Genomic DNA, 24716 nt, shown 5'->3' with positions numbered 1-24716 from the left:
GGATCAATACCACTTCACAGCCTATTTTAGATCATTATCCACATGCCCGACGACTAGTGTTTATAAAAAGCGTCATCTTCTGCTAGAATTGCGCGTTTGCAATGACAACATGCGACAACAGAGGACAGGATTTTCATGGCTCAGATGCACATCGTGACTCCGGATGAATTTTCAAGTAAATCCTGGAAGCGCGTCGACAACTTCGCGTTTGCCTCGCAGCGTAACCTGATACCGATAGTAGGCAGTGAAGCTGCCAAACTCGCAAGCTCACTTCCTCTGGCATTCATCAAGGTTGCAGATCGCTTCATGATGGTTGCGATGACATCCATGCAGCCCGGCATCAACTATTTTATCATGCCGAACGGGCACTGGTTCGGGGACTACGTACCGGTTGATCTGCGCTGCCATCCCTTCAAGCTGTTGAAGCCCGATAACCATCCGAAAAAGGTGCTCTGCATCGACATGGAAAGTGGCCTGATAGCGGATGCAGGTGAAGGTGAGACCTTCTTTGACGACCAGGGTAAACCCTCGCCGGTCATGCAGAGTGTGATCGAGTTTCTCAGCCAGGTTGAGCAGAATCGTGAAGCCACACAGATCGCCATCAATGTGCTGGCAGAAGAAAACCTGCTCAAGCCCTGGGAATTAACGCTGAATCAGGGCGAGGATACACATCCGGTGAATGGCATCTACTGTGTGGATGAGCAGGCACTGAACAGTCTGACTGATGACACCTGGCTGAAGCTGCGCAAAACCAACGCCACACCCCTGGCCTATGCACAACTGATCTCCATGAATCAGATACCCAAGCTGCAGCAGGCAATCAATCTGCACACTAACTGGAAGCAGCAGACCAACGGATGAAACCGGGTAAAACAGGCATTACTCGCATCATCGCAGCAGCGGGCTACTCCTGGAAAGGATTGCGCTCAACCTGGCAGACAGAATCAGCCTTCCGTCAGGAAGTCATTGTCTGCCTTCTGCTCACCCCCTGGATCTTTATACTTGATCTGACTGGGGTAGAGCGTGCCCTGTTGCTGGCAAGCCTGTTGCTGATACTGGTCGTCGAACTGATCAACTCCTCGATAGAAGCGATTGTGGATCGTATCAGCCCGGAGTTCAGTGAACTCAGTGGTAAAGCCAAGGATGCCGGCTCGGCTGCCGTGCTGATCAGCATCCTGCTGGCAGCCATGACCTGGTTACTCATACTCACTCTGTAGTGAAGGCATACACAGCCAGTCAATCAGTTATTTACTCACTGGCTGGCCAAGTCTTTACAATGTTAAACTTCAACAACTTCAATTTCGCTGTAGCCATGGACCCCTTGCCATGAAAATAGTTGTTACCGGTGGAGCTGGTTTTATCGGCTCCGCAGTCGTCAGGCACCTGTTGCTGCAGACTCAGGACCAGATCGTCAATCTTGATAAGTTGACCTACGCAGGTAATCTTGAGTCCCTGGCAGATATTGCCGACACCCCCCGCTACCATTTTATTCAGGCGGATATCTGCGACCGACAGACGCTTGATCAGATACTGGCAGAGCACAAGCCGGATGCGATCATGCACCTGGCTGCCGAGAGCCATGTTGATCGCTCCATTGATGGCCCGGCAGCCTTTATCGAAACCAATATTGTCGGCACCTATACACTGCTTGAAGCTGCTCGCCACTACTGGAAAACGCTGGATGCCGCCAGTCAGGCCAGCTTCCGCTTTCACCATATCTCCACTGATGAGGTATATGGCGACCTGGAAGGCACGGACGATCTGTTCACCGAAGACACGCCCTATTCGCCCAGCTCACCCTACTCCGCCAGCAAGGCCAGTTCCGATCATCTGGTCAGAGCCTGGCAGAGAACCTATGGTCTGCCAATACTGGTCACCAACTGCTCGAACAACTATGGTCCACGCCACTTTCCCGAGAAGCTGATCCCGCACATGATCATCAATGCCCTGCATGGCAAACCTCTGCCCGTTTACGGCAATGGTCAGCAGATCAGAGACTGGCTCTATGTCGACGACCATGCCCGTGCCCTGCACCAGGTTCTGCTCAAAGGCGAACCGGGTGAAACATATAACATTGGCGGTCATAACGAGATGCGCAACCTGCAGGTAGTGGAGACTATCTGTGACCTGCTGGATAAGCTGGCACCGGAGCGCCGACCGGAAGCACTCGGCAGCTATCGCGAGTTGATCAGTTTTGTCACCGATCGGCCCGGACATGATGTCCGCTATGCGATAGATGCATCCAAAATTGAGCAGGAACTGGGCTGGCGACCACAGGAAACCTTTGAAACGGGTATCGAAAAGACTGTTCGCTGGTATCTGGAAAACCCGACCTGGTGGCAACGTGTGCTGGATGGCAGCTATCAACTGGAAAGACTGGGAGCATAACCGATGAAAGGTATTATTCTAGCTGGTGGCAGTGGCACACGGCTTTATCCGATCACTCGCGGTATCTCCAAGCAGCTGGTTCCGGTCTATGACAAACCGATGATCTATTACCCCTTATCGGTACTGATGCTGGCAGGTATCCGCGAGATACTGCTGATCACCACACCTGAGGATCAGGAAAGCTTCAAGCGTCTGCTGGGTGACGGGTCAGAGCTGGGCATTCAACTGAGCTATGTCGTGCAGCCCTCACCGGACGGGCTGGCTCAGGCATTTATACTGGGTGCCGAATTCATCGGTAACGATGATGCCTGTCTGATTCTTGGCGATAACATCTACTACGGTCACGATCTCAAACCGATGCTGGATAACGCCGTCAAGAATGCACGCAGCGAGAACAAGGCAACGGTATTCGGCTACCATGTCAACGACCCGGAACGCTATGGTGTTGCAGAGTTCGATGAGCAGGGCAACGCCATCAGTATTGAAGAGAAACCGAAGGAGCCAAAATCCAACTATGCCGTTACCGGGCTCTATTTCTACCCGAACGATGTGATTCAGAAAGCACTGCAAGTGGTACCTTCACACCGTGGCGAGCTGGAAATCACCAGCGTCAACCAGATGTATCTGGCCGAAGACCGCCTCAAGGTTGAGCTGATGGGGCGTGGCTTTGCCTGGCTTGATACCGGTACCCATGAAAGCCTGCTGGAAGCGGCAGCCTTTATCGAGATTATTGAAAAGCGCCAGGGGCTGAAAATCGCCTGCCTGGAAGAGATCGCCTATGAGATGGGCTACATCAGCAAACAGCAACTGATCGACCTGGCACAGCCACTGGCCAAGAATCAATATGGGCAGTACCTGTTACGACGTGCCAAAGAGGGGCGTCACAAGTGAAGTTCACCCCTCAATCCATACCCGAAGTACTTCTGATAGAGCCCAGAATACATGGCGATAACCGCGGTTACTTTGCCGAAACCTTTCGCCAGGATCTGTTTGAGGCCGCAACCGGCCATGCCGTCAACTTCATACAGGATAACGAATCCAGATCCTCTCGGGGCGTTCTGCGCGGCCTGCACTTCCAGACACCACCACACGCCCAGAGCAAACTGGTCCGAGTCACACAGGGGCGAGTACTGGATGTGGCTGTGGATATCCGTACAGGCAGCCCAACCTTCGGCAAGCATGTTGCGGTCGAACTGAGTGATGAAAACAAGCATCAGCTATTCGTACCCAGAGGTTTTGCACATGGTTTTGTCGTCTTGAGTGACACAGCGACCTTCTGCTACAAAGTGGACGCTTACTACTCCCCTGAGTGCGATCGAGGGCTGGCATACAATGACGCTTTACTTGACATCAACTGGTTACTGCCGGAGCATGATCTCAGCCTATCGGACAAAGACCGCCGACAACCGACATTGAATGAGCTGGATACAGCCTTCAATTATGACCAACACTACTACTGAAACCAGGTTATCATGACGAACCCCAGACTTCTGATTACCGGCGCCAAAGGGCAGCTCGGACAGGCCCTGCAGGCAATGACTCAGGATGCCAGCCCCTTCGAAGTCTGTCTGATAGATCGCGAAGAGGTGGATCTGTGTGATCCGGCCGCCATTGATACCTTTTTCAAGACACACCAGTTCGACATCGTCATCAACTGCGCCGCTTATACTGCAGTCGATAAAGCCGAAGCAGAACCTGAGCTGGCTGATCAGCTGAATCATCTGGCAGTCGCCCGCATTGCTGCTCATGTCAAAAGCCAGCATGGAGTTCTGATCCATATCTCGACCGATTATGTCTTTGATGGCAAGCAACACCGCCCCTATCTGGAGAGTGACAGGCCCAACCCACAGTCAGTTTACGGCCGCACCAAACTCCTGGGTGAGCAGGCGATAGAGGAGATAGGCACGCGCGGCATCATCATCCGTACCAGTTGGCTGTACTCGGAGTATGGTCAGAACTTTCTGAGTACCATGCTCAGACTGGGCGCGGAGCGTGACAGCCTCAACGTCGTGTTTGATCAGGTCGGCACACCGACTCAGGCAAGGGATCTGGCCAGTGCCATCATGAGCATCTGCAGCAACCCGCTGTTACACAGACAGACGGCTGAGGTTTACCACTACAGTAATGAAGGGGTCGCCAGCTGGTATGACTTTGCCGCTGCCATTTTCGAGATTCAGGCGCTACCCTGTTCAGTCAGCCCTATCGAGAGCCGGGAATATCCAACCCCGGCCGCAAGGCCTCACTACAGTCTGCTGAACAAGCAGAAGATCAAGTCGACCTTCAATCTGAGCATCCCACACTGGCGGGATTCGTTACAACAGACGCTCAAGCCGGAGTAAGCTCAAGCCAGGGTCAGGAAGCGCTCAAACCCGTTAAACGGATATTAACAAGATGAATACACAGGGAAACAGGCTGTACTTCCCCCTGATAGACCTGCTGCGTGCCTGTGCTGCGCTGCTGGTGATAGTCTACCATGTCATTGTGATCGGTGAATGGACATCCTTCCCAGTCGAAGGCTGGTGGTTCCTGCTGTTCAGGGTCGGCTGGATAGGGGTGGATCTCTTTTTTGTGATCAGTGGCTTTGTAATTGCCCTGACCGCTCTGGCAGCCTATGATCGATCCGGATCACATTTCATGCCCGAGTATTTCAAGCGCCGCTGGTTAAGGATCGCTCCGCTATACTTTTGCACTCTGCTCATCTACCTGTTTCTGGTGGATCCATCCCTGTTGATGCTGGGCTATAAAAGTGCAATGCTGCATATCGTCAGCCACCTTCTGTTTATCCATAATCTGCTACCGACAACCCATGGCTCCATTAATGGACCTAACTGGTCAGTGGCGCTGGAGATGCAGTTCTATGTCATGATCGCCTTACTGACACCCTGGCTGTCACGGGTATCGCCTATCAGGCTCATCCTGCTGTTCATTTCCATCGCCATCGGCTATCGCTACTGCACCACACTGCTGCTGCCACCCGGCTCAGCAAGCACTCTCTCTCAGCACGTATACAGCACTCTCTTGCCAGGCACGCTGGACGCCTTCGGATCAGGCATTGTGCTGGCAATACTCATCACACGAGCAAAGTACAGTAAAGCAGCAGGATTCCTCAGCCCCTCATGGCGGAACGCTGCATGCTGGGGTGGTATTTCATTGGTGATGATTTATCCAACCTGGACGATTTTCTGGTCTACTGCAGACTATTGGAGTAGCACGCTCATGATCAGCCTGTGGAAAACAGCTCTGGCACTGAGCTTCACCTCGGTTCTGGCCCTCAGCATGACACTTCCGATCCAAAGACTCACACTCCTGCAGCCGGCTCTTTACCTTGGCAGAATCAGTTATGGACTCTATCTATGGCACCTGCCGGTATTGCATTCACTGCTGCAATTAGACTGGCCAGACAAAAGAGGGCTCCTGGCAATGACACTGACCTGTACAATCATTCTCTCTGCAGCAAGCTGGCACTTCTTCGAGAAACTGTTTCTGAAAGACAAACCGACTAAGCACGATCAGAACGAACTTAAACAAAGCAACGCAGCAGGCACAGCAATGAAAAAGCCAGACGATCACGCCAGCGCCGTCGGCAAAGGTGCGACCTGAGTGACAGGTAGAAAAACCCTGCCGGTGTCAACGCTATCCACGGCCTGACAAAGGCTTCTTTCTCCACACCAGTAAGTCTGGCGATCAGTGTAGCCTGGGTAAACCACTCGCCTTTGAGCACCTTGCTCAGACGGCTTCGATAGGCCGCGAGGCCACGATTCATACCCAGCTCGTTACTGTCGTGCTGACGGTAGCGCAGCCCCGGCTCCGGATCAATGAACCAGCGCAGCTCCTGTGTTCTAAACCAGGCATAGATAAACCAGTCATGTGACATGACTTCGCCGAGCGCCTGCTCATTCTGTTTACAAAAGTGCTGCAGGCGACATACTGGATCTGAGCGCATCACAAATGTACAACCAGGCCCCGGTGCTTCAAACAGATGATCCCAGGCTACCTGCGGCTGGGCCTTGCGTACCAGACGCTCACGACCATCAGGCCAGAACGCCAAGACATTACTGGAGTAGGCATCAATGCCCGGATGCTGCTCAAGAAAAGTGGCTGCCCGTACCAGCTTATCCGGAAACCATATATCATCCTGATCAGCAAGACTGACCAGGTCATAGTCCAAAACATCAGCCTCACGAAGCAGACGGAAAAAATTTGCTGCGGCACAACCGAAACGCTGTTGTGTCGGCAGCACATGGATATTATCCCGTTCTGCGGCAAGCGACTCAAACCATGCCTCAGTGCCATCAGCTGAGGGATCGATACTGATCAGCAGAGTCACATCCACACCCTGCTGTGTCAAAATCGATTCCACCTGCTCCTGCAGCCATGGCATCCCCTGATAGGCAGCCAGACAGACCAGCACTCTCGGAGGTGCCCCGCCAGACCAGCCAGCCATTATCCGTGCACACCTGACAAACGACGCAACAGGATCCAGCGCCAGCGTAACTGAGTCAGCCACCCGGCAGTCGTCTTACCCGCCGTATGACTGGCGCTGTCCTGGTGGCGTCGATAAAAGAGCAGAGGAACAGGCAAAAAGCAGACTCGACCAACCCGCTCTGCCACCAGCCCTATCCACCAGTCATGCATCGGCACATCGGTCGGTATCGGCAGGCTCGCTTCAAGAATGTGTCGATTGAATGCCATGCAGCAGCCCTGATAACTGTTACGCAAAAGGTTCTTGTAGAAACCAGGCCCTGAATCTCGGAGCTGGAAAAAAGAGGGGTACATGGGTGTCAGCTGTTCATTCACGACCTTGCAGTCCGTAACCACCAGATCATACTCGATTAACTGCTCCAGACACTGAACAAGGCGCGTGTCGTACCAGATATCATCCTGATCCGCAAGAAAGATATACTCGCCCCGGGCCTGCTTCAGCGCATGATTGAAGTTGGCCACCGGCCCGGGAAGCGAACAACTGAAGATTTTGATACGACTGTCCTGAAAGCCGTAAACGATATCAAGAGTTGAATCTGTGGAGCCGTTATCGGAGATGATCAGCTCATCCGTATCATCCAGTTGCTCCAGAATAGAGCTGACCTGGGACTCAATATAAGCCTCACCATTGAAGGAGGCGAGGCAGACACTGACTCTGACAAGAGAGGCACCCTCTTTTACAGGCATGATCAGCCTCTTACTCGGTGATGCATTACTTGGCGCTCCCTGGTTCATTCTAAACCGCCCTGAATTGTGCATCCGCCCTGACCCACATTCAAGCTCCGCTCAATTCAGTCCACTCAGGTTAAGTAGCTGATCAACGCAATAGCTGACTGAGCTTACGAATCACTTTGGATACCAAACGCCTCAAGAACCGCGGTAATCGAGGAGAACGCCCCAGCTTACCGGCTGTATATTCAAGAAACTCCACCAACACCCTGCGATAGGGTGTCTGGTGGTCAATATAAAGCGCTTTTGCGTCCTGAGCCAACTGCACGGAATCCGACACTGGTGTACGACAGTCCAGCCAGATATTCAGAGGCAAATCCCGGACTCCTGGCAGCAGTTGATTATAACCCTGAATCATATCATGACTGCTGCGCACCACTGAGCGTCGAAGGTATGCGCTCACCTTGGCCAACTCAGCACGATTCTGCTGGATCAGCACCAACTGCGCCAGCATGCTCTGGCTGTCTGGATCTGCCAGCCAGCCATTACGACCCGGCTCAATACGATCGGCAAAGGCACCCAACCGGGTTGCCAGTACTGGTACCGCTGCCGCCCAGAGCTCGCTCAAGGTATAGCTGAAGGTTTCCGGCACATTTGACAGCAGCAGACCAAGATCAGGCTTGATGCCGGCAAGGTGTTCGCCCAGCGAATCGCGTTCATACCAGGTGATTACAGTGACATTGGCGCGCTTATCGTAGCGGCGACCGTCATCTCCGGCTCCTAGCAGCCAGAGATCGGCAAATACACTCAGCTCGTCCAGCATGCCATCGAGAATATCTGCCCCTTTATGCTGTGCAAGACTACCCAGAATTACAATTCGCAATCGCTCCGGTTGACTGCCCAGTGACTGTTCAGATGACAACTCAGACAATTGTTCGACTGGCTGCTCACGTGCGGCCTGCAAGAGCCTAACCAACTCGTCGGTTAAGCCATGCTCGATGATATGACATGCCTTGGACAGCAGCGCAGGCTCCAGTTGCTTCAACCTCTCCGGCACAGAGGCCGAAGGGGCAACCAGCGTCACCTGAGACGCAAGAACTGCCAGGCTGAACTGCTTACGCAGGGCCAGCCAGTGTGCATCCGACTCAGTTGGAAAAAAACGATGATGGCTGTTCTTTTGGCCACACGCCTTGAGCGCCCCGGCATCACAACTGCCACAAGGCGACTCAAATGTTGCCACCAGAGCCGGGCAGAAGGGGTAAAAATCATGACAGACAAAGAGTGTCGGTAAACTGCTGCGCAGCGCATCCAGCGAATGCCCGATCAGAGAAGACACCATCACGATGCTGACGCGATAGTGCTCAATTATTTGCGCAAGCACCTGAGAGTACTGATGATGCTTCGCTGCGGTGGATACTATCGGTAGCGCCAGCGGCCAGGTTTTGATCGGCACATCCATCTTTGCCGACGGGTAAAGCGCCACCGCATGTCCGAATGCATCCCACTGACCGATAGAGCGGAGAACCAGGTGGTTATGCGTGTCATCGGCGGCAATATAATCCTCAACCCAGCGCCCAAGCCCACCACCCCAGCTATGGCTGACATGCAGCATGACCGGCTTGCAATCCATCTGTCGCGCCGGTAACTCCTGTCGCCCCACCAACTGGGTCAGAGCATGGCGCATACCGGTCAGCGGATGAGCATCACCCAGAGACTGCAGCTCGACATCCGTGGCAAATGCCCTGTTGTCGGGACGGACGCCGACATGACTATCATCCACAACCAACTGATCGGTACAGATCATCCCAGCGCCGTGATGTCGAAGCTGTTGCATCAGCTCCGCATCGCTGGACATATCCACTGCAAGAAAACCATCAACAGAGGGCTGAATCAAGGTAACAGCAGAAGAGATAGCTGGCACATCAAATGCCATCCCTTCAGCGTAGCAGCCTCGCCATTGATCCAGCGCATCGATGGTCATCGCCCGTGGCTGCTCCCTCTTAGGGTTCAGCAGTGAAAAGAAAGGCTCGGATACATTCAGGGGAGAAATAACAGTCAAGTGCGGAGACTGCTCGGACACAGCCATCAGACGAGCATCCCAGTATTGAGGCAGATGGCAACCGGCGCGAACGATCAAGGTCGGCACTTCCAGCGGCAGCTTACGCAACAGTGTTAACCAATAGCGCCCCATGTCAGGCACCTCTGGCAACTCAAATTGAGCAGAATACTCACTGGCAGCCACACGCAACTCTGATGTATCTGAGCACAAGAGCAGCAATCCAGCAGGATCAAGCGACTGCTCGCTGATCTGGGTCAGTGAGTCGCTCAGCAACCTTTCCTCACCGGAAAAGGCAATCAGTACAATATGCCAGCGGTGAACACTTTCCGTATGCGTCTGCCCCCTGCTGTCGACGTCGACCAATCTCATTTGATCAAACGCACTCCGGCGCTCAGCAGGCCAGACATCAATTTCAGCAACTGACGCTTCGGCCAACTATTGGCCTTGCCTGAGTAGGCGGTCTGATGAAAGAAGCTGCTCATATCCTGCACTACATCCCTGAAGCTCGCGTTGGCATCCACCGACAGCACTCTGAAATCCTGAGTCTGGCTGGCATTATTGGCAAACCACTCCTTATAGCCACCTTTGACAGTGGAAAAAGGGTCAGGAAAAGCCTTCTGCAGATCCAGACGCTCACGATACAACAAGCGGTGTGCCTTGCTGATCACCGAACCATCATCAAAAAAAGCAAACTTGGAAGGCAGCCTGCCCAGTGCAGACTGACCGTGGAGCTCACACTCGGCGATATACCAGTTACGCAGCTCATACAGAGCAGGGCTGTTAGCGCCATACTTGTTCAGCATGATCTCCTGGGCACCACTGTCAAAACCCGAGAAGTGATAAAAGCCCAGTGGCTCACCATTGATCAGCACACCATCGGCCATGGTGCCGGTAGCCTTGCGGTTGGTCAGGTTCCAGGTTGCAACATTGAATGCGGGCGAGCGCAGAACCTTGATATCTTCAAAGAAACAGGGCGCAAGGTTAACCCACTTCTGATCGGTAAACAGACCACGCGGGTGGTCATCATGGCAAAACTGCAGCAGGCGATCAGCCCACCAGCGTGAAAAACGACGCCCTTCAGAGCTGTTACGTACCCCCACAAAACCAAGATTGAACACTCCATACTTCAGGCTTGCCATCTCATTATCCATGATGGCCGCAACACTGGTTTCAGGCTCGGTCTGATGTGGTGTCAAAAGTGTACTGTGATGATCCAGCAAGCCGCTCAACTCATCCAGACGCGAAAAGACCGCCATATCCGGATCAAAGTAAAAAACCTTATCCGCGCCATGCTTCTCGAAAATCGTCTCCAGCGCCAGTCCTTTCACCGCTGTGCACAGTTCAACGACAGTATGTGAAAACACCCAGGGGCGGAAGTTTTCAATCGGAAGGTCATCAGCCAGAATCACATTATCAAACGGCTCCTGCGCCAGGTCAAAGCCACTGGGCAGGTTATCAGCCAGAACGAGATGAAAGGTGACTGACGGATCAACACGCTTGATCGACTCAGCCAGGACACGTGCCTTAGGCAGATAGTTGGCTGTGATACTGGTATAGGTATGTACGTTAGAAGTCATAATTTTCCTGAAAACTTGCTGATCCATAACTTGATATCAAACAGGCGCCCGATGCGGACAAACCATCGCTGCTTCAACGCAGCCAACTCCTGCTCATAATCCCTGACGACTCTCTGCGCATCTGCCAGTGCCTTATCCGTCTCGGCAAATGCCTCTCTCGCTTCACGCAATAACTGCTCTGTGTGTGACAAGGCATCTCGCGTCTGCTGCAGGTCCTGTTTAATTTGTCCTTTTTCCCTCGCCACCCCACTCAGCAACCACTCTCTATGCAGCTGCTGCTCTTCCAGAATACGCCTGGCCTGATCAGGAAGAGTCAATCGCAAATGATCCACTTTGTCGCGTAGAGTCCTCAAAGGATCCTGATCTATGAACAACGAAACCTGCTGTCGATATTCCGGGTAACGCTCCTGCATTATCTGTTCAGCATGAACAATTCGCTCATCACGATCCTGACCAAAGCTGACGGCTCCTTCATGGTAAACAAACAGGTCGGCACAGAGACGATTCTGCCAGCCTGCCCGGCTCGCCTTCATGCAGAAATCTGTCTCTTCCCCATAGCCACGCCCAAAGGCCTCCTCATCAAAGTAGCCCAGCTCATCCAGGGCAACACGACGGATATACAGGCAGAAGCCGACACCGGTCGGCAGGTCAGGATAAACCCCGGCATTCGCCTGGGCAAATAGCTTATCCAGCTCTGCCAGTGATACCCCTTGTGGCAGTCCGGAAGACTGACAAAAGAGCGGATAGGAGCAGATAGTGGCATTATTTGAAAAAGGTGTCACAGTCGCAATATGTGGATCTGATGCTGCTGCATCCTGCATACGCTTGAGCCAGCCCTCGCTCACCTGAGTATCACTGTTCAGGAGCACAACATCCCGGTCAGTGTTTTGTTGCATCGCCCGATTGACCGACGCGACAAAACCCAGATTCTGCTCGTTTCGCAGCAGTGTTATTTTCCCTTCACTGGAAAGGCGATCACACCAGGCAGACAGCTCCGGCTCTGGTGAGGCATCATCCACCACCAGCACATTCACTTCAGAGCTGATACGGGACGAAAGGACCGACTCGATACAACGCTGGGTTGCCGCAAGACTCCGGTAAACGGGAATCACGACATCTATCGCGTGCTGCCCTGCCTGCTCGCTCATTATGATCGCTTCCTCAGTTTCAGTACCACATTATCAGGCCAGGCCCAGGTTCTATTGACCGACCACAGGTGCTCGGTTCTGACCGCCATGTCACTGATCAATTGCTGCTGCTGCTGGGCATGCTGCAAAAACACCTGCTGAGTTTCTCGCATCTGCTGCTCCAGCGAACGAAAGCGCCGGCCCGACACAAGGCCCAGACGACGCATCAGCCTATCCCAGAAACCATAAGTGGCATCCGTATCGATCACAGGCATCTGCATGGGCTCTATCTGACTCAGAGGTTCGGGTGCCAGCTCGAAGGAAACTATCTCATGTGGCTGATCATCATAGCTGCTCCATTCACACTCCAGACCAGCAGCACGAGCAACCGTCATGATCAGCTCAGGGTGATAGAAGCGAACATGCTCCGGATCACGCCAGAAACCGAGCAACTGTGACCGAATCGACTCGGGATCTGGAAACACCAATACCAGCACACCATTATCCTGAAGCCTTGCAGCCAGCAACGAAATCAGTTTCCGGACAACATCGAAGGGCAGATGCTCCACAAAATGAGCACAATAGATACCATCAAACTGATGCGACTGATGTTCCAGAAAGTGGATCGCATCTTCGGTGATGATATCCAGCCCCATGCCTCTGCCATATTCGGCAATGGCAGGATCACGTTCAACCCCTACCGCACCTATCCGCTGGCGACGCAACAGATCAAGGAATATCCCCGCACCACACCCGAGATCCAGTACTGCCTCACAGCCTTGGAAGTGGCGTGTATCCGCCATCTGCATCTGCACCAGCAGCGGATGATCTCGCTGACAGAACTCATAAAGTGCATAGTCGAAACTCTTGTGAGCTGTTTTGGAAGAGATAAAACCAGCCAATCTCGCTGGGAGCTCCTCTGGTCCCACTTGCTCCGACAACCCCGACAGGCTGGATTGCCAGAAGCCGGTTTGCTTCACCAGACTGCACACCAGATCTGCTCGCGACAAGGCATCTCTGACCCAGCAGCTTGTCGAACGATCCAGATCCGCAAAGAGGCTGTCCGCCGACTGGTCCAGAACCAAAACAGCAGGCACACCCATCAGGCTGGCAATCCGCGACAGATCCAGTGTACAACCATGTAACCCAACGACCACTATGGCATCTGGACGGTAACGCAGCAGCAGGCCCGAGAACAGGCGATTCAGCGCCTGCTGTTGATATCCCCCCTGAAGCGAGTGACATCGTTCCAGTACTGAGGCCTTATATACACAATCATCACCAGTCTCGCTGTCGCTCCACCAGGCGGAAAAACCATCAGGTGATGGGCCCGGCACAAACTGATAACTCAGATGAACACACGCGTAAGCCTCAAACCCCGGCAACATCAACTCATCCGGTGATACGATCAGCAAGCGACCTCGACGCATCAGCTCAGCTGTTTGATCGGCCTCACTGCTCATACCGCATCCTTGTGCAGCCAGTCATATAAAGTGAGATTAAAGCACATCTGCAAATCCTTTACGCACACGTTGAAAGAACCAGTAACCGATCGCAAACACGCCCAAGGCAACACCAGATGCCAGCAATATATTCATCAGGTCAGGTGCCTGTTTGAGTACCGCTATGCTGCGATATGACTCGATATAGAAGGTCAGTGGATTCAGATCCATCAGAAACCTGAAACGCTCAGGCACCGCACTTGCCGGATAGAACACAGGACTCAGAAACAACAGCGCGGTGGATAAAAATCCAGCGATATAACTGACATCGCGAATATACACACCCAGCGCGCTCAGAAACCAGGACAGCCCCAGCAGAAACACCACCAGCAGTGCGGTTATCAGCGGAAAATAGAGCAGATAAACACTCACTCCCACGCCCGATACAAGTACAAAGGCAAGCAGCACCAGAAAGGAGATCAGAAAATGAAACAGCGCCGTTGCAACTGCAACCCAGATCAGGGCATCCAGCGGAAATACCACTTTTTTCACATAGTTAGTGTTATCCACAATCAAGCGCGGAGATCGGGTCAACACCTCAGAAAACATGAAAAATGCGATAATGCCACAAAAGAGTAAAGCAGCAAAATTCCCATCAACACCATCGGACTGAGGCCAACGCGCCTGAAAAATCACACCGAACACAAACATGTAAACCAGCAACAGGAGCAGAGGGGTCAGGAGCGTCCAGACAAGTCCCAGCCATGACCCCTTGTAGCGACCCAGCACCTCGCGCTTGGCCATACCCGAAATCAACTCACGAAACTGCCATGCACGCTTAAGGGCTGCCTGGGGTTGAGCCCTGCCCTGTACTATCTCAACCGCCATCAAGCCCTCTCCTTTTCACCCGACCCTGCATCCACCTGCACTGCAGTCTGGCTGGAAGTAATTTCGCAGGAAGCCACCGGCACGCCCATCAGACCATGCACTATATGGCTGGGACTGACAGAGAACACCAAGGCATCATGTCGCCAGCAGTGCTGAATATGCTGTTGCTGTGTCCCGGACGCAATGCCAACCGACACCACATACTCACCCTCTGCCAGAAAAGGCATGGTAAAAGTGAAAGCTGCGGTGTAAGGGCGGTTCTGTACCACATCTATCGGGCTCTGATCATGAAAGAGACAGTTATTCTCTCCAAAAATAACCTGTCCCAGGCGATTTTTTACCAGAAAGCCAACAATGACGCTGGAGAGCGCCTCTTTTGGCAGGAAGCTCACCTCAAAACGCACCAGTGTGCCACCGACCAGCCAACTGAGTGGTCGATTATTCATATCCCTGAAACAGGTATTGCTCAACTCCACTTTGCCTGTACCAAACTCACTGCCATCCGGGTCAAAGCGAAACACTTGTAACTCGTTTCGCAGATTTGAGTGTAACAACAGGTCCTGACGAGCATCATGCCAGAGCATCACATCTACAGCTGAGGCAGCTTCTGGCTCCTCAAACGAACGTAACAACGCCTCACCCACCTCCGGCGTATCAGTGTCTGCCTGTATACTCTGCGCGACGCTCTGCATGCTTACATCCTGCTGTTCAGCATACAGATGCTCCAGATATCGTTCGGTAACGCTTTTGGCATCCCCCAGCAGCATCTGCCGCCCTTTATCAAGCCAAAGAGCACGCTCACACAGTCGTGTCACCGCTCCAGCATCATGACTGACAAAGAGAATAGCGCCGCCCTGCTTGCGAAAAGCTTCCAGGTAACGCATACACTTCTGCGCAAACAGCGCATCACCAACAGCCAGTGCCTCATCAATAATCAGAATATCAGCATCGACATGTGCAATAACAGAGAAAGCAAGGCGAACAAACATTCCACTGGAGTAGTGCTGAACAGGTTGATCAATAAATTCACCGATGCCCGAGAATGCAATGATGTCATCGAGCCGCTGCTCAATCTCGGATTCAGCCAACCCATAGATTGATGCGTTCAGGCGCGCATTCTCACGCCCAGTGAACTCAGGATTGAACCCAGCACCAAGCTCCAGAAGCGCAGCAACCCGACCCTTGGTCTCAATATTGCCGGCCGTAGGGGTCAGGGTGCCACTGATCATCTGTAACAGCGTCGACTTACCAGAACCGTTGCGGCCGATAACACCGAGGGTTTCACCACTGCGCAGGCCAAAGCTGACTGACTCCAGCGCCTGAAATTCACGGGCCTTACCCTTATAGCCTGTGAAAAAATATCCCAGCAGCCGCTGATAAGGCTTACCATAAATTTCATAGCACTTTGAGAGACCAGTAACAGCCAGCAGAACAGCAGGTTCCGACATTTCAATATAGCTCTTTCAATTTGCTCAAACTGGATAGCTAAAGATCACACAGCACAGCAACATATGCTTTCTTTCAGCCTGCCAGAAGAGCACTCTTAACGCTGTTGACGATACTGGAGTTCTAACTGTTCTATCAACTGACTATTCAGCTCAACCTTATCTAAAGACTTCACTGTCATGATCCGTTCTTGTCGGACTTGATTGGATAGCTGTTGACGCAACTCTTCTACTATCTGATCTTTGACTTCTTCAAAGGCCAGTTTCTGTGGTGGCAGGCGCTCATGCAGTTTGATGATATGATAGCCAAAGTCAGATTCAACGACGCCTGATATCTCCCCCTCCGTGCTCATTGCAAATACAGCTTCTTCAAAAGCAGGAACCATACGTCCTCGAGTAAACCTCCCCAGATGACCTCTGTTTTCCTCAACTGAGCTATCTTCAGAAAAACTTAGCGCAAGCTCAACAAAGTCCTCACCAGCTACGGCCCTCAGCCTGATTTTTTCTGCCAGCTCTCTGGCCTCGGCGTCACTTCGCTCATCGGTTCTTAACAGGATATGTGAAGCAGATACCCGCTCTGGTGCAACAAAATTATCACCATCCGCCAGGTAGACCTCTCTAGCTGTGGACTCCCAGTTCACATTCTCAAGCGCGGCATCAATGTAGCGCTCAAGATAGGCATTCATGATCATCCTGTCTCGATGAATATCCATCTGCCACTGCAAGACCTCTGGTTCTATCAGCTCCATGTTCTCTGCTTCAGCAGCCAGTACTCTGATAATGAAGATATTCTCGATAATTTCGGGAACAATACCAGCACGGCCCAGAACCAGGGCCCTATCCTCCTGAGGTATACGTTCATTGATATATTGTTCAACATCGTACGACGTAACCGCAATTTCATTACGCTTCAGCAAAACATCTGCGGCAGCATGGGCAACTGCCCCAACACAGAATACAGAAACACCTATGACCAGGTGCGCTAACGCTCTACTAAACATACGCCTCACTTTTCTTGCTTGATATTAAAATAAAAGCGCCGAATATTTTATTCGGCGCTTTTAATTGTTGAAGGTAATCAAGCCTATGGCTGATTATTGGTATACAGAATTCTATGTGCAGTACAGTTTGTAGTCGCACCACAGTTTTCATTCTTGAAGTTAAGATAATAAGTAGTGTTTGTGTTGATGCTGCACTGCCACGCAGAGGTTCCCTGTTTCCAGTATACAGTCGGCTCTACCCCCTGGGCCTTGCACAAGTTACTGGTAGCGCTGTAGCTGGTGCCAGGGCAAGGTGAAATCCAGGCCTGGCGACTTATGCTGCCAAAGCCTGTTGTCGGTACAAACTGGAACTGTCCTGCATAGTTACTGTTCGTAGTCGTCTTGATAGGTACCGATAATATTTTGGTACTACCTGACAGATTGACAGTTGTCTGACTTCCTGGATTCCTCAAGTCAAACGTAGCCATGATTTCAACATTTGTGGGAGTGGTGCCGCACTCACCCGGTACTGGAGTAGGTGACGGACTCGGGCTCGGTGTTGGCTCCGGTGTTGGCTCTGGAGTAGGGGTCGGAGTACTGCCTGTCGTAGTTGTGATACGCAGCGTATCTGACGTAGAACTATAGGTCCAGGAAGTAGCTGTTCTTGTATCACTGTTATTGATAATAACAGTTGTTGCATTTGCGCCTAATGACGCCACTGTCAAACCCACTACAGTAGCAAGCATTGTATGTTTCATAGTTTAACCCTCGGCTACACTTCCTGTCGCCATATGTTGCAGTTCGTTTGCCTGCACAACACCTTGATTAGACATGTGTTTTACCCGTCTTACCATAAAACACAAGCCACACCAGGTCAGCTATGCAATTTGTACTCATTATATTCCAGTTTTAACTGAAATTACCATGCCATTATATACTTGATGAAAACTCCAGCAACCAGCCGGGCACTCAGAAACCTCTTTGACAACATGACTTCTGTTTAGTTCAGCCCATGGCATAGAGTCATAATCAGAAAACAAAAAAGGTGCATCTTGCGATGCACCTTTTTTTACAAATCAACTAAAAGCTTAACTTAGTTGATCAGACGAGTTGCCTTGTGGTTAACCAGACCAGCATAGTTAGACAGAACTCCACCTGGCAGAGTACCGTTAACATATTTCTGAACTGCAAAACCGATTACAGGCAGACCCTGATACACTTCACCGGAAGTTGCTGTCAATGTACGAGCAATACCGTTGAAAGTACCCTGGAAGTTGATGTTCAACCAGCCGTTGTTGAAGCCGTCGATCTCCAGGTTACGATTTACACGTGCAGAACCATTCAGAACATTGCTGTTGTTGAAGGTCAGGACGTTTGCTTCGTAGCACAGAGACAGAGCAGGTGTTCCTGGGGGCAGCGGAGAGAAGTCGATATCAGAAGGAGTCTGACCACGCTCTTCACGGTCGAAGTAGTTGATGCCAATTACTTCACACGCTGTAGAGTTAGCTGGGTTCCATGCGTTGGTGAAAGGAGCAAATGGAGCACCTGCACCGTTTACATAGAAACGCTTGGTTGGGAAGGTAACAACCCAATCAGTACCAGCACCGATTGTTGGCTCCAGTACATAGTCATTTGCAATGTTGTCATGCATCAGAACAGAGCTTACAGCGTTTACGCCAGCAGCAGGAGCTGTACCAGCCCATGCAGAAGTAACGGTTGCACCGTTATCGAATACGCTGGAAGTAGGTGCAGCACTGTTCAAGCTTGGCAGCAGGCTACCAGTGTTAGTGTGCAGCGCAATACCCTGAGCAAAAGCATCAAGTGCAGTTGCGTCATAAGTTGCATTGGTACCTTCAGCAACATTGATCAGTACGCCGTAGCCGTACAGACCGCCTGTTGGCGCATTGATACCGGTGTTAGCAGCGTTCGCCCAGACACCACCAGCCTGCCAAGCAGAGATGATAGCGCCACAGTTAGCCGGTACACCAGCACCAGTGTGGATAGCACCGGCATGCTGTGCAGGAACTACTGCTGCATCCAGAACACCCATTTCGATGATTTCAACATAGCCTTCGCGGGTACGCGCAATGCTGTTGTCACTGTCTGCAGCGTATTCGAACTCACGGAAAGCAACACCATTCGCAGGAATAGCAGGAGCTGTACAAGAAGTATCAGCCGTACGCAGAATAGCACCAGAACCGTTCGGGTTATCCAGGATAACTGCTGACCAGTGGTCATTTGGAGACAGGTACAAGTTAAAATCGAGAACCTCTTGGCTGTTCATTGCCTCAAGGATACGGACTTTGACTGCTTTGACCTGGTTAGTTGTGTTTACGACGTTGATGTAAGTGTCGTTACCACCTTCAACGCTGTAGAAAGGATACAGCAGAACTTCACCCAGACCATCCGGGTTAACGTTAACTGCCTGCGCGGTGCTCATGCCACCGGCCAATCCCGCCAGCACTGCCAAAGGTAAAAGTTTTTTCTTCATTATGTTGCTCCTAGGTTTACAACAATCTAGATTTTTACGAAAGCGGCTGCATTAAGCATCCATTTTTACAAATTTACTGAAAAAAACACTCTCAATCAATTCATTAAGAATGCCCAGACAGCAAAGTCCCCTCAGGTTTTAATAACCTAACACACAGAACAGATACACTCAACCAGTTTGAATACAGATTTTACTGTATTTTACCACCGTAATTGTCTCTGTTCATTGCTCTTTGTTACATTTTCAGCGCCTGTGAAAGATCCACCACTGATCCTCAATTTTGATCCAGCGTTCATCCAATGAACGTGTATTTTCAATTGCCGGCCTTAATAACTTGTATGTAATCAATATTCTTACATTACAAGACTCAGCAGTGTCACAGACGACATTATCAACCTTTGCATTTATCCAGCCTCCGCTACCACCGACCACTGCACTATAGTGCATCGGATTGGTCACACGCTGCCTGTATGCAGGGGTTGTGAAAGCCCACGCTTTTGGCAGATCCCCAGCTATCAGAGCATCAAGCCTTTCCTGTGCTCGCTTGCTTACTATTTCTTCCGGCGACTCAACAACCGCTGGTGATATAGATGCGCAGCCAGCAACAGCCAGAAGCACTAATGCGGCAGTCAGCACAAAGAACGCCCTGCCAGCCTTCGACCACAAGGAGTGCAGATGTAAAAACACCTTACTGACACTCTTCAGGCTGAAATTGTGACGATTATAGATCATAATGTGTTGAGATTTCATTACATTCAGCTACCTGTTGACGACAAAAATTCAATTTTTTTCCTTTTTTGCTCATTCACTCATTCAGAATCAGATATCCGAGCCCCATCTTGCACGACAGACTCTACCCGCAGCAGGTTCAAGCCGCTCATACGAGAACGTATCTCTCGGCTGACATCACGCAAATCCTGCTCGTTCGTCAGAACGCGTGGCGTAATCATGACTATCAACTCAGTGCGATCTCTCCGGTTGGTGGTTGCACCAAACAGATTTCCAACCACTGGTAATTCATGGAGAATAGGAACACCGGCACGAACATCAGATGTGTTATCTCTGATCAACCCACCCAGAACAACGGTTTCACCCGATCTGATCGCCACTCTGCTGCTGATATTTCGCTCCTGAAAGCTGCGCTGCCCGGTAGCCGAATCTTCAGGCCCCACATCAGTCACTGACTGCTCAATATCCATATTCACCATCCCTCCCGCATTCACAGAAGGCGTAACCATTAGCTTTACACCTGTATCTCTGTACTGGATGGAGCTGGTTATGTTTCCACCATCAGTCACCGTCTGCGACGAACGAATAGGCTGCTGATCACCTACCTGCATGGTAGCTGTATGATTATCAAGCACCATGACAGAAGGGCTTGATATGACGTTAACCAAAGACTCCTCTGCCAGTGCGTTGATAACTGCGCGAATATCCCCCAGAGGATTCGTAACCGAAAAAGAGAAGCCCTGCGCAGGACCTATCGGGTTATCCGTCACATTCAACACAGATGTTCCAGTACGACCTCCCCCCAATCCGTTTTGAATATGCCATTGCAACCCATACTCAAGACGATCTCTGAGACTGATTTCAATGATGCTGGCTTCAATCAACACCTGAGTTGGTGCGATATCAAGCTTTTTCATTGCCGACTCAATCTTCTTGTACTCGCTGCGCTTGGCATAAATCAGCAGCGCATTACTCTGACCATCAGCAACAACCTTGATATCCCCAGCCAGGCTGAAGTTTGAACTCAAGTCTGAAGAACGATTTCCTGCACCCGTTGCAGATGCCACACCTTCTACTTCACTGCCCGACTCGCCACCCTGCCGTGTAGCCGTCATCGCTGGAGACACACCAGAGTCACGCTGGCTACTCATGCCACCACCAACTCCAAAAAGCTCACTCAGCAATTTAGCCAGATGTGTAGCAGAACCATTCTGTACAGGGTAAACAAATAACTGACTTTCAAAGTTATGGTCCGGCGCCTTATCTAGCCGCTCAATCCATACACCAACCTGATCAAGATAATGCGCACGCGGAGACACAACAAGAATACTGTTAAGGCGCTCAATCGGGATTATTCGCACCACGCTGGACAACGTTGCGGCTGCAATGCTGGATGTTGTATCACTCTGCGCATCACTCCCTCCCAAAAGTACCTGAATAGCACTATCCACTTCACTGACAGACGCATACTCCAGGGGGAATATACCTACAGACATCCCCTGCAACAAATCGATATCAAACGTTGCAATAATCTCCATCCAACCGTCGATCTGATTTCGTGTACCAGCCAGCAACAGCAGATTCCTGGTAGCATCAACACGAACAAATGACCCTTCATCAGCAACCGGCCGCAGTATATCTGCCATCTCACGTGCACCAATATACTGCAAAGGGATCACTACATTACTGTAACCGGCAGCGGTACTTCCAGCAGAGGTTACCCCGGGCATCAATCCACTCATCGACCCTGCCGAACCAACAAAGAAACGGTCGTTTTTATCCCGTATCATCACTGCACCATTTGTCTGCAGTAATGATTCAAGAATCACCAACAACTGATCACGTGGAACCGGCGTTCTGGTTCTCAATGTGATTTCCCCATCCAGAGGATGCTCTATTACATAATCCAGCTCCAGAATATCGCCCAGGACCGCATGCACCACCTCCGTCACAGGTGCCTGCTCAAAATTAAGGGAGACAGCATCGCCATGAAGGGCAATTGGATTGCGGGCAGCAGGCGTGTTCGCTACACGATCATTGCCTCTGTAGATAATCGGATCCGACTTTATCAACTCTTCGGTCTGAGCATCTGAAAGCGCACCTCTCTGTACGTACTCACCCCGAGAGTCCAAGTCATACGGAAGAACAGGGCCGCTACCAGCCGGCTTGGAGAGATGACCACTGCTGCAGCCAGACAGTACCAAGGCAAAAAAACCAAGGACTGGTAATTTTCTTGTCAACGCCATCATTCGGCATGCCTTCCTTCATTCATTATCGTATTACCCCTCTTCAATACCTTCTGATGACTGTATCTCTTCCGGTTCAAGAGTCCCTTGATCACTTGAGACTTCCTGCTTGCGTACCGATGCTGCAGGATATACATGCTCAAGCGTCATTATTCTGGTGGTTCCAGGCCCATCCTGCTGCTGACCCTTCCCAAATACTGCCCCCATGGGATTTGTATACAGCAGCACCCAACCTCCAAGCTCATCCCCTACCTGAATCCGTTCACGAGAGCCATCAACATCAAGAATCACTCCAGCCGCTCCCTGCGCAACATAAGCCCCCAAAAGCCTGGTCTTATCCAGGACATCCACGCCTGCTGAGCCGGCCTGAACAACCTGAGGCGCATCAGGAGCCACATAGGGACGACGCCCTGCCCAGAAAAGAGGCCTTGCAAGCACCTCCTCACCAGCACGAACCTCCCCTTCCGGCGGCGAAACCATGACCGCGCTGAGAGATTCCGGAGCAGGCAGCCAGGGCTCCGGAGCAGAGGTCAGCTTGACCTGAAACCACCCCCACACAAACAAACTGATAAACACTAGTGTAAGTACCGCAGCAAAGGCAGTCACGCAGCGCGCAAAATTCATGGCAATAACCTCACTGAGGTAACACCGATTTGCACCATGACCTCCTGAACCTCTACGCTTCCCCTGACACGTGTCGGCTGAATGACGATAGTGTCGACAAAAACCAGAGGCCTGACTGTTGGCAGATCCAGCAGCAATGACTCCAGCGCTCTGAGGCCTCCAGTGAGAGTAAGGTTAAGCGAAATCATTTCCAGATTACCTTCCGAGCGGGCTGGCAATATCTGACTCCCGGAAACCTCCATACCAGAGGACTGTGCAAGATTTCGAACCACCTGCTGCATCGCCGTACCCGTAGCCGTTCCATCCTGAGATGCCGGATAGGCCAGCTCAGCAAGCTGAGCATCTATCAGGAGGTTAGCTTCCAACAACTCTGGATGGCTCTGTGTAATACCGATCAAGCGGGCAATACGCGGCTCCAAAGCATCAACCTGATCACTGTACTCATGATAAGCTTGCCACAGACTGCCCAGCACCAGCATGAGCGCCACCAATACAGCAACTCCTGTAATCAGCAAAACAGTCCAGCCACGCCTTGTTCTGATCCCCAGCATTTATAACGCTTCCTCGGCACTCAGCATGATGTCCAACACAAAACGCTCCTCACCTGAACGCTCCCTTCTGATAGCCGATGGAGACCTGACTTCGACGAACTCAGGACGTTGTGAAAGCGCCTGCATCAAGCTGGCAGCATTTTCTGCACGCCCATCTATCCTGAGCCGGTCTTTACGCAGCTCCAGGCTCGCAAGCCATACATCATCTCCCAACAATACAGTCAGCGTCTGTAACTGCCGATAAGGGTCAAACCCAGTCGACAGCATATGATTAATCATGCTTGCCTGCTCATTGCTCGCAGCCAGCCTTGCGCGCAGTTGCACAGACTCCCGAGCTCCCTCCTGAACTCTATGATGCAGGCGCTCAAGCTTCTGCAGCTCCTGATGCTTGGCCAGAACCGGCACTGCAGGAATAAGAGCCAGCATAACGACGCTGTATGCGACACCCAACAACAGTCGTTTCAGTTTCCTTTCATAGCGCCGATAACGAGCCGCCTCACCAAATCCGCTGATCACAACCGGCTGATCCTCGGCAAGCGCCCAGACTTCATAGCTCTCATCAGTCGGCATCACCGTCTGACGCAGGTAATTATTCACTGTACTACGAGAGACAATCACCAGACTGACTTTGATATGCCCGGCTTTACGGCTGGTGATAGTCCAACCTGTGCAGGTGTCATCCGGTGGAAACGGACTATTGGCACGGATCTCAAAGCCCAGAGCAGAATCAATATCTGCTTCAACCGACTCCGGCAAGGATAACTGCTTAACCAGCAACAACTCGGCCGGCAGGACGATTGCATCACAAGACACAGCCTGCTGACGAGTGACACGGCCCGCCTGATATATCCGGGATGTCTCAGCGCCAGGTTCTCTCACTCTGACCGCTTCATCCAACCACCTGCGCAGCACTGAATCCTGGCTCCAGGCTATATCGCGCCAGCCTGCACGCCATATATTTGCCAGTCCACGCAGATCTATACCGAAAAGCCTCCACTGATTATCAGTTGATGCCATG

The 24716-nt window shown here is 51.6% G+C and carries 22 protein-coding genes; 7 read left to right on the top strand and 15 right to left on the bottom strand.

Annotated features, from left to right (window positions below; translation table 11 throughout):
• Positions 1 to 135 precede the first annotated feature (135 nt).
• From F7R27_RS02310 to F7R27_RS02280, 7 genes are all read left to right on the top strand, one after another.
• Positions 136 to 861 carry a SapC family protein gene (locus F7R27_RS02310; protein WP_151702589.1) on the top strand — a complete coding sequence of 242 codons (726 nt, stop codon included), beginning with the start codon at positions 136 to 138 and terminating at the stop codon, positions 859 to 861.
• Positions 858 to 1217 (top strand): diacylglycerol kinase, encoded by a 360-nt coding sequence (locus F7R27_RS02305; protein ID WP_151702588.1) that lies wholly within the window; start codon positions 858 to 860, stop codon positions 1215 to 1217. The genes F7R27_RS02310 and F7R27_RS02305 overlap by 4 nt, the downstream gene beginning before the upstream one ends.
• A 109-nt stretch (positions 1218 to 1326) precedes the next feature.
• On the top strand, positions 1327 to 2388 hold the full coding sequence (gene rfbB, locus F7R27_RS02300; RefSeq protein ID WP_151702587.1) for a dTDP-glucose 4,6-dehydratase: 1062 nt from the start codon (positions 1327 to 1329) through the stop codon (positions 2386 to 2388).
• Between the two features lie 3 nt (positions 2389 to 2391).
• Positions 2392 to 3279 (top strand): glucose-1-phosphate thymidylyltransferase RfbA, encoded by an 888-nt coding sequence (rfbA, locus tag F7R27_RS02295; protein WP_151702586.1) that lies wholly within the window; start codon positions 2392 to 2394, stop codon positions 3277 to 3279.
• A complete protein-coding gene (rfbC, locus tag F7R27_RS02290; protein ID WP_151702585.1) occupies positions 3276 to 3848 on the top strand; it encodes a dTDP-4-dehydrorhamnose 3,5-epimerase in 573 nt (190 codons plus the stop codon). Before rfbA ends, rfbC begins: the two co-directional genes overlap by 4 nt.
• 12 nt (positions 3849 to 3860) lie before the next feature.
• A complete protein-coding gene (gene rfbD / locus F7R27_RS02285) occupies positions 3861 to 4727 on the top strand; it encodes a dTDP-4-dehydrorhamnose reductase (RefSeq protein ID WP_151702584.1) in 867 nt (288 codons plus the stop codon).
• Between the two features lie 52 nt (positions 4728 to 4779).
• Positions 4780 to 5988: an acyltransferase family protein gene (locus F7R27_RS02280; RefSeq protein ID WP_151702583.1), complete on the top strand. Its 1209-nt coding sequence runs from the start codon at positions 4780 to 4782 to the stop codon at positions 5986 to 5988.
• On the opposite strand, the gene F7R27_RS02275 is transcribed toward F7R27_RS02280, so the two are convergent.
• The 15 genes from F7R27_RS02275 to F7R27_RS02205 form a co-directional block, all read right to left on the bottom strand.
• Positions 5909 to 6832: a glycosyltransferase gene (locus F7R27_RS02275; protein WP_151702582.1), complete on the bottom strand. Its 924-nt coding sequence runs from the start codon at positions 6830 to 6832 to the stop codon at positions 5909 to 5911. The genes F7R27_RS02280 and F7R27_RS02275 overlap by 80 nt on opposite strands.
• Positions 6832 to 7557, bottom strand: coding sequence for a glycosyltransferase family 2 protein (locus F7R27_RS02270; RefSeq protein WP_151702581.1), 726 nt, complete (start codon positions 7555 to 7557; stop codon positions 6832 to 6834). The genes F7R27_RS02275 and F7R27_RS02270 overlap by 1 nt, the downstream gene beginning before the upstream one ends.
• A gap of 130 nt (positions 7558 to 7687) precedes the next feature.
• Entirely contained in the window at positions 7688 to 9967 is a 2280-nt protein-coding gene (locus tag F7R27_RS02265) for a glycosyltransferase (protein WP_151702580.1), read from the bottom strand.
• Positions 9964 to 11175 carry a glycosyl transferase gene (locus F7R27_RS02260; RefSeq protein WP_151702579.1) on the bottom strand — a complete coding sequence of 404 codons (1212 nt, stop codon included), beginning with the start codon at positions 11173 to 11175 and terminating at the stop codon, positions 9964 to 9966. The genes F7R27_RS02265 and F7R27_RS02260 overlap by 4 nt, the downstream gene beginning before the upstream one ends.
• Entirely contained in the window at positions 11172 to 12323 is a 1152-nt protein-coding gene (locus F7R27_RS02255) for a glycosyltransferase family 2 protein (RefSeq protein WP_151702578.1), read from the bottom strand. Before F7R27_RS02255 ends, F7R27_RS02260 begins: the two co-directional genes overlap by 4 nt.
• Positions 12323 to 13765, bottom strand: coding sequence for a class I SAM-dependent methyltransferase (locus F7R27_RS02250; RefSeq protein WP_151702577.1), 1443 nt, complete (start codon positions 13763 to 13765; stop codon positions 12323 to 12325). The genes F7R27_RS02255 and F7R27_RS02250 overlap by 1 nt, the downstream gene beginning before the upstream one ends.
• Positions 13766 to 13801: 36 nt before the next feature.
• Complete coding sequence (locus F7R27_RS02245; RefSeq protein ID WP_151702576.1) at positions 13802 to 14632, bottom strand: ABC transporter permease; 831 nt, start codon at positions 14630 to 14632, stop codon at positions 13802 to 13804.
• The gene (locus F7R27_RS02240; RefSeq protein ID WP_151702575.1) at positions 14632 to 16080 is read right to left on the bottom strand and encodes an ABC transporter ATP-binding protein; all 1449 of its coding nucleotides are present in this window, start codon (positions 16078 to 16080) and stop codon (positions 14632 to 14634) included. Before F7R27_RS02240 ends, F7R27_RS02245 begins: the two co-directional genes overlap by 1 nt.
• A 95-nt stretch (positions 16081 to 16175) precedes the next feature.
• Positions 16176 to 16763 carry a peptidylprolyl isomerase gene (locus F7R27_RS02235; protein ID WP_168927402.1) on the bottom strand — a complete coding sequence of 196 codons (588 nt, stop codon included), beginning with the start codon at positions 16761 to 16763 and terminating at the stop codon, positions 16176 to 16178.
• 1387 nt (positions 16764 to 18150) lie between these two features.
• Positions 18151 to 19548: a hypothetical protein gene (locus tag F7R27_RS02230; RefSeq protein ID WP_151702573.1), complete on the bottom strand. Its 1398-nt coding sequence runs from the start codon at positions 19546 to 19548 to the stop codon at positions 18151 to 18153.
• Positions 19549 to 19791: 243 nt separating this feature from the next.
• Positions 19792 to 20298: a hypothetical protein gene (locus F7R27_RS02225; RefSeq protein ID WP_151702572.1), complete on the bottom strand. Its 507-nt coding sequence runs from the start codon at positions 20296 to 20298 to the stop codon at positions 19792 to 19794.
• 59 nt (positions 20299 to 20357) lie between these two features.
• Complete coding sequence (gspD, locus tag F7R27_RS02220) at positions 20358 to 22526, bottom strand: type II secretion system secretin GspD (protein WP_151702571.1); 2169 nt, start codon at positions 22524 to 22526, stop codon at positions 20358 to 20360.
• 30 nt (positions 22527 to 22556) lie between these two features.
• On the bottom strand, positions 22557 to 23147 hold the full coding sequence (locus F7R27_RS02215; protein ID WP_151702570.1) for a hypothetical protein: 591 nt from the start codon (positions 23145 to 23147) through the stop codon (positions 22557 to 22559).
• On the bottom strand, positions 23144 to 23698 hold the full coding sequence (gene gspM, locus F7R27_RS02210; protein WP_151702569.1) for a type II secretion system protein GspM: 555 nt from the start codon (positions 23696 to 23698) through the stop codon (positions 23144 to 23146). Before gspM ends, F7R27_RS02215 begins: the two co-directional genes overlap by 4 nt.
• Positions 23699 to 24715, bottom strand: coding sequence for a PilN domain-containing protein (locus F7R27_RS02205; protein ID WP_151702568.1), 1017 nt, complete (start codon positions 24713 to 24715; stop codon positions 23699 to 23701).
• Between the last annotated feature and the right edge of the window lies 1 nt (position 24716).

It is taken from the genome of Nitrincola alkalilacustris, assembly GCF_008973755.1.
GTDB classification, from domain to species: domain Bacteria; phylum Pseudomonadota; class Gammaproteobacteria; order Pseudomonadales; family Balneatricaceae; genus Nitrincola; species Nitrincola alkalilacustris.
This window is presented reverse-complemented; position numbering and strand designations above follow the sequence as displayed.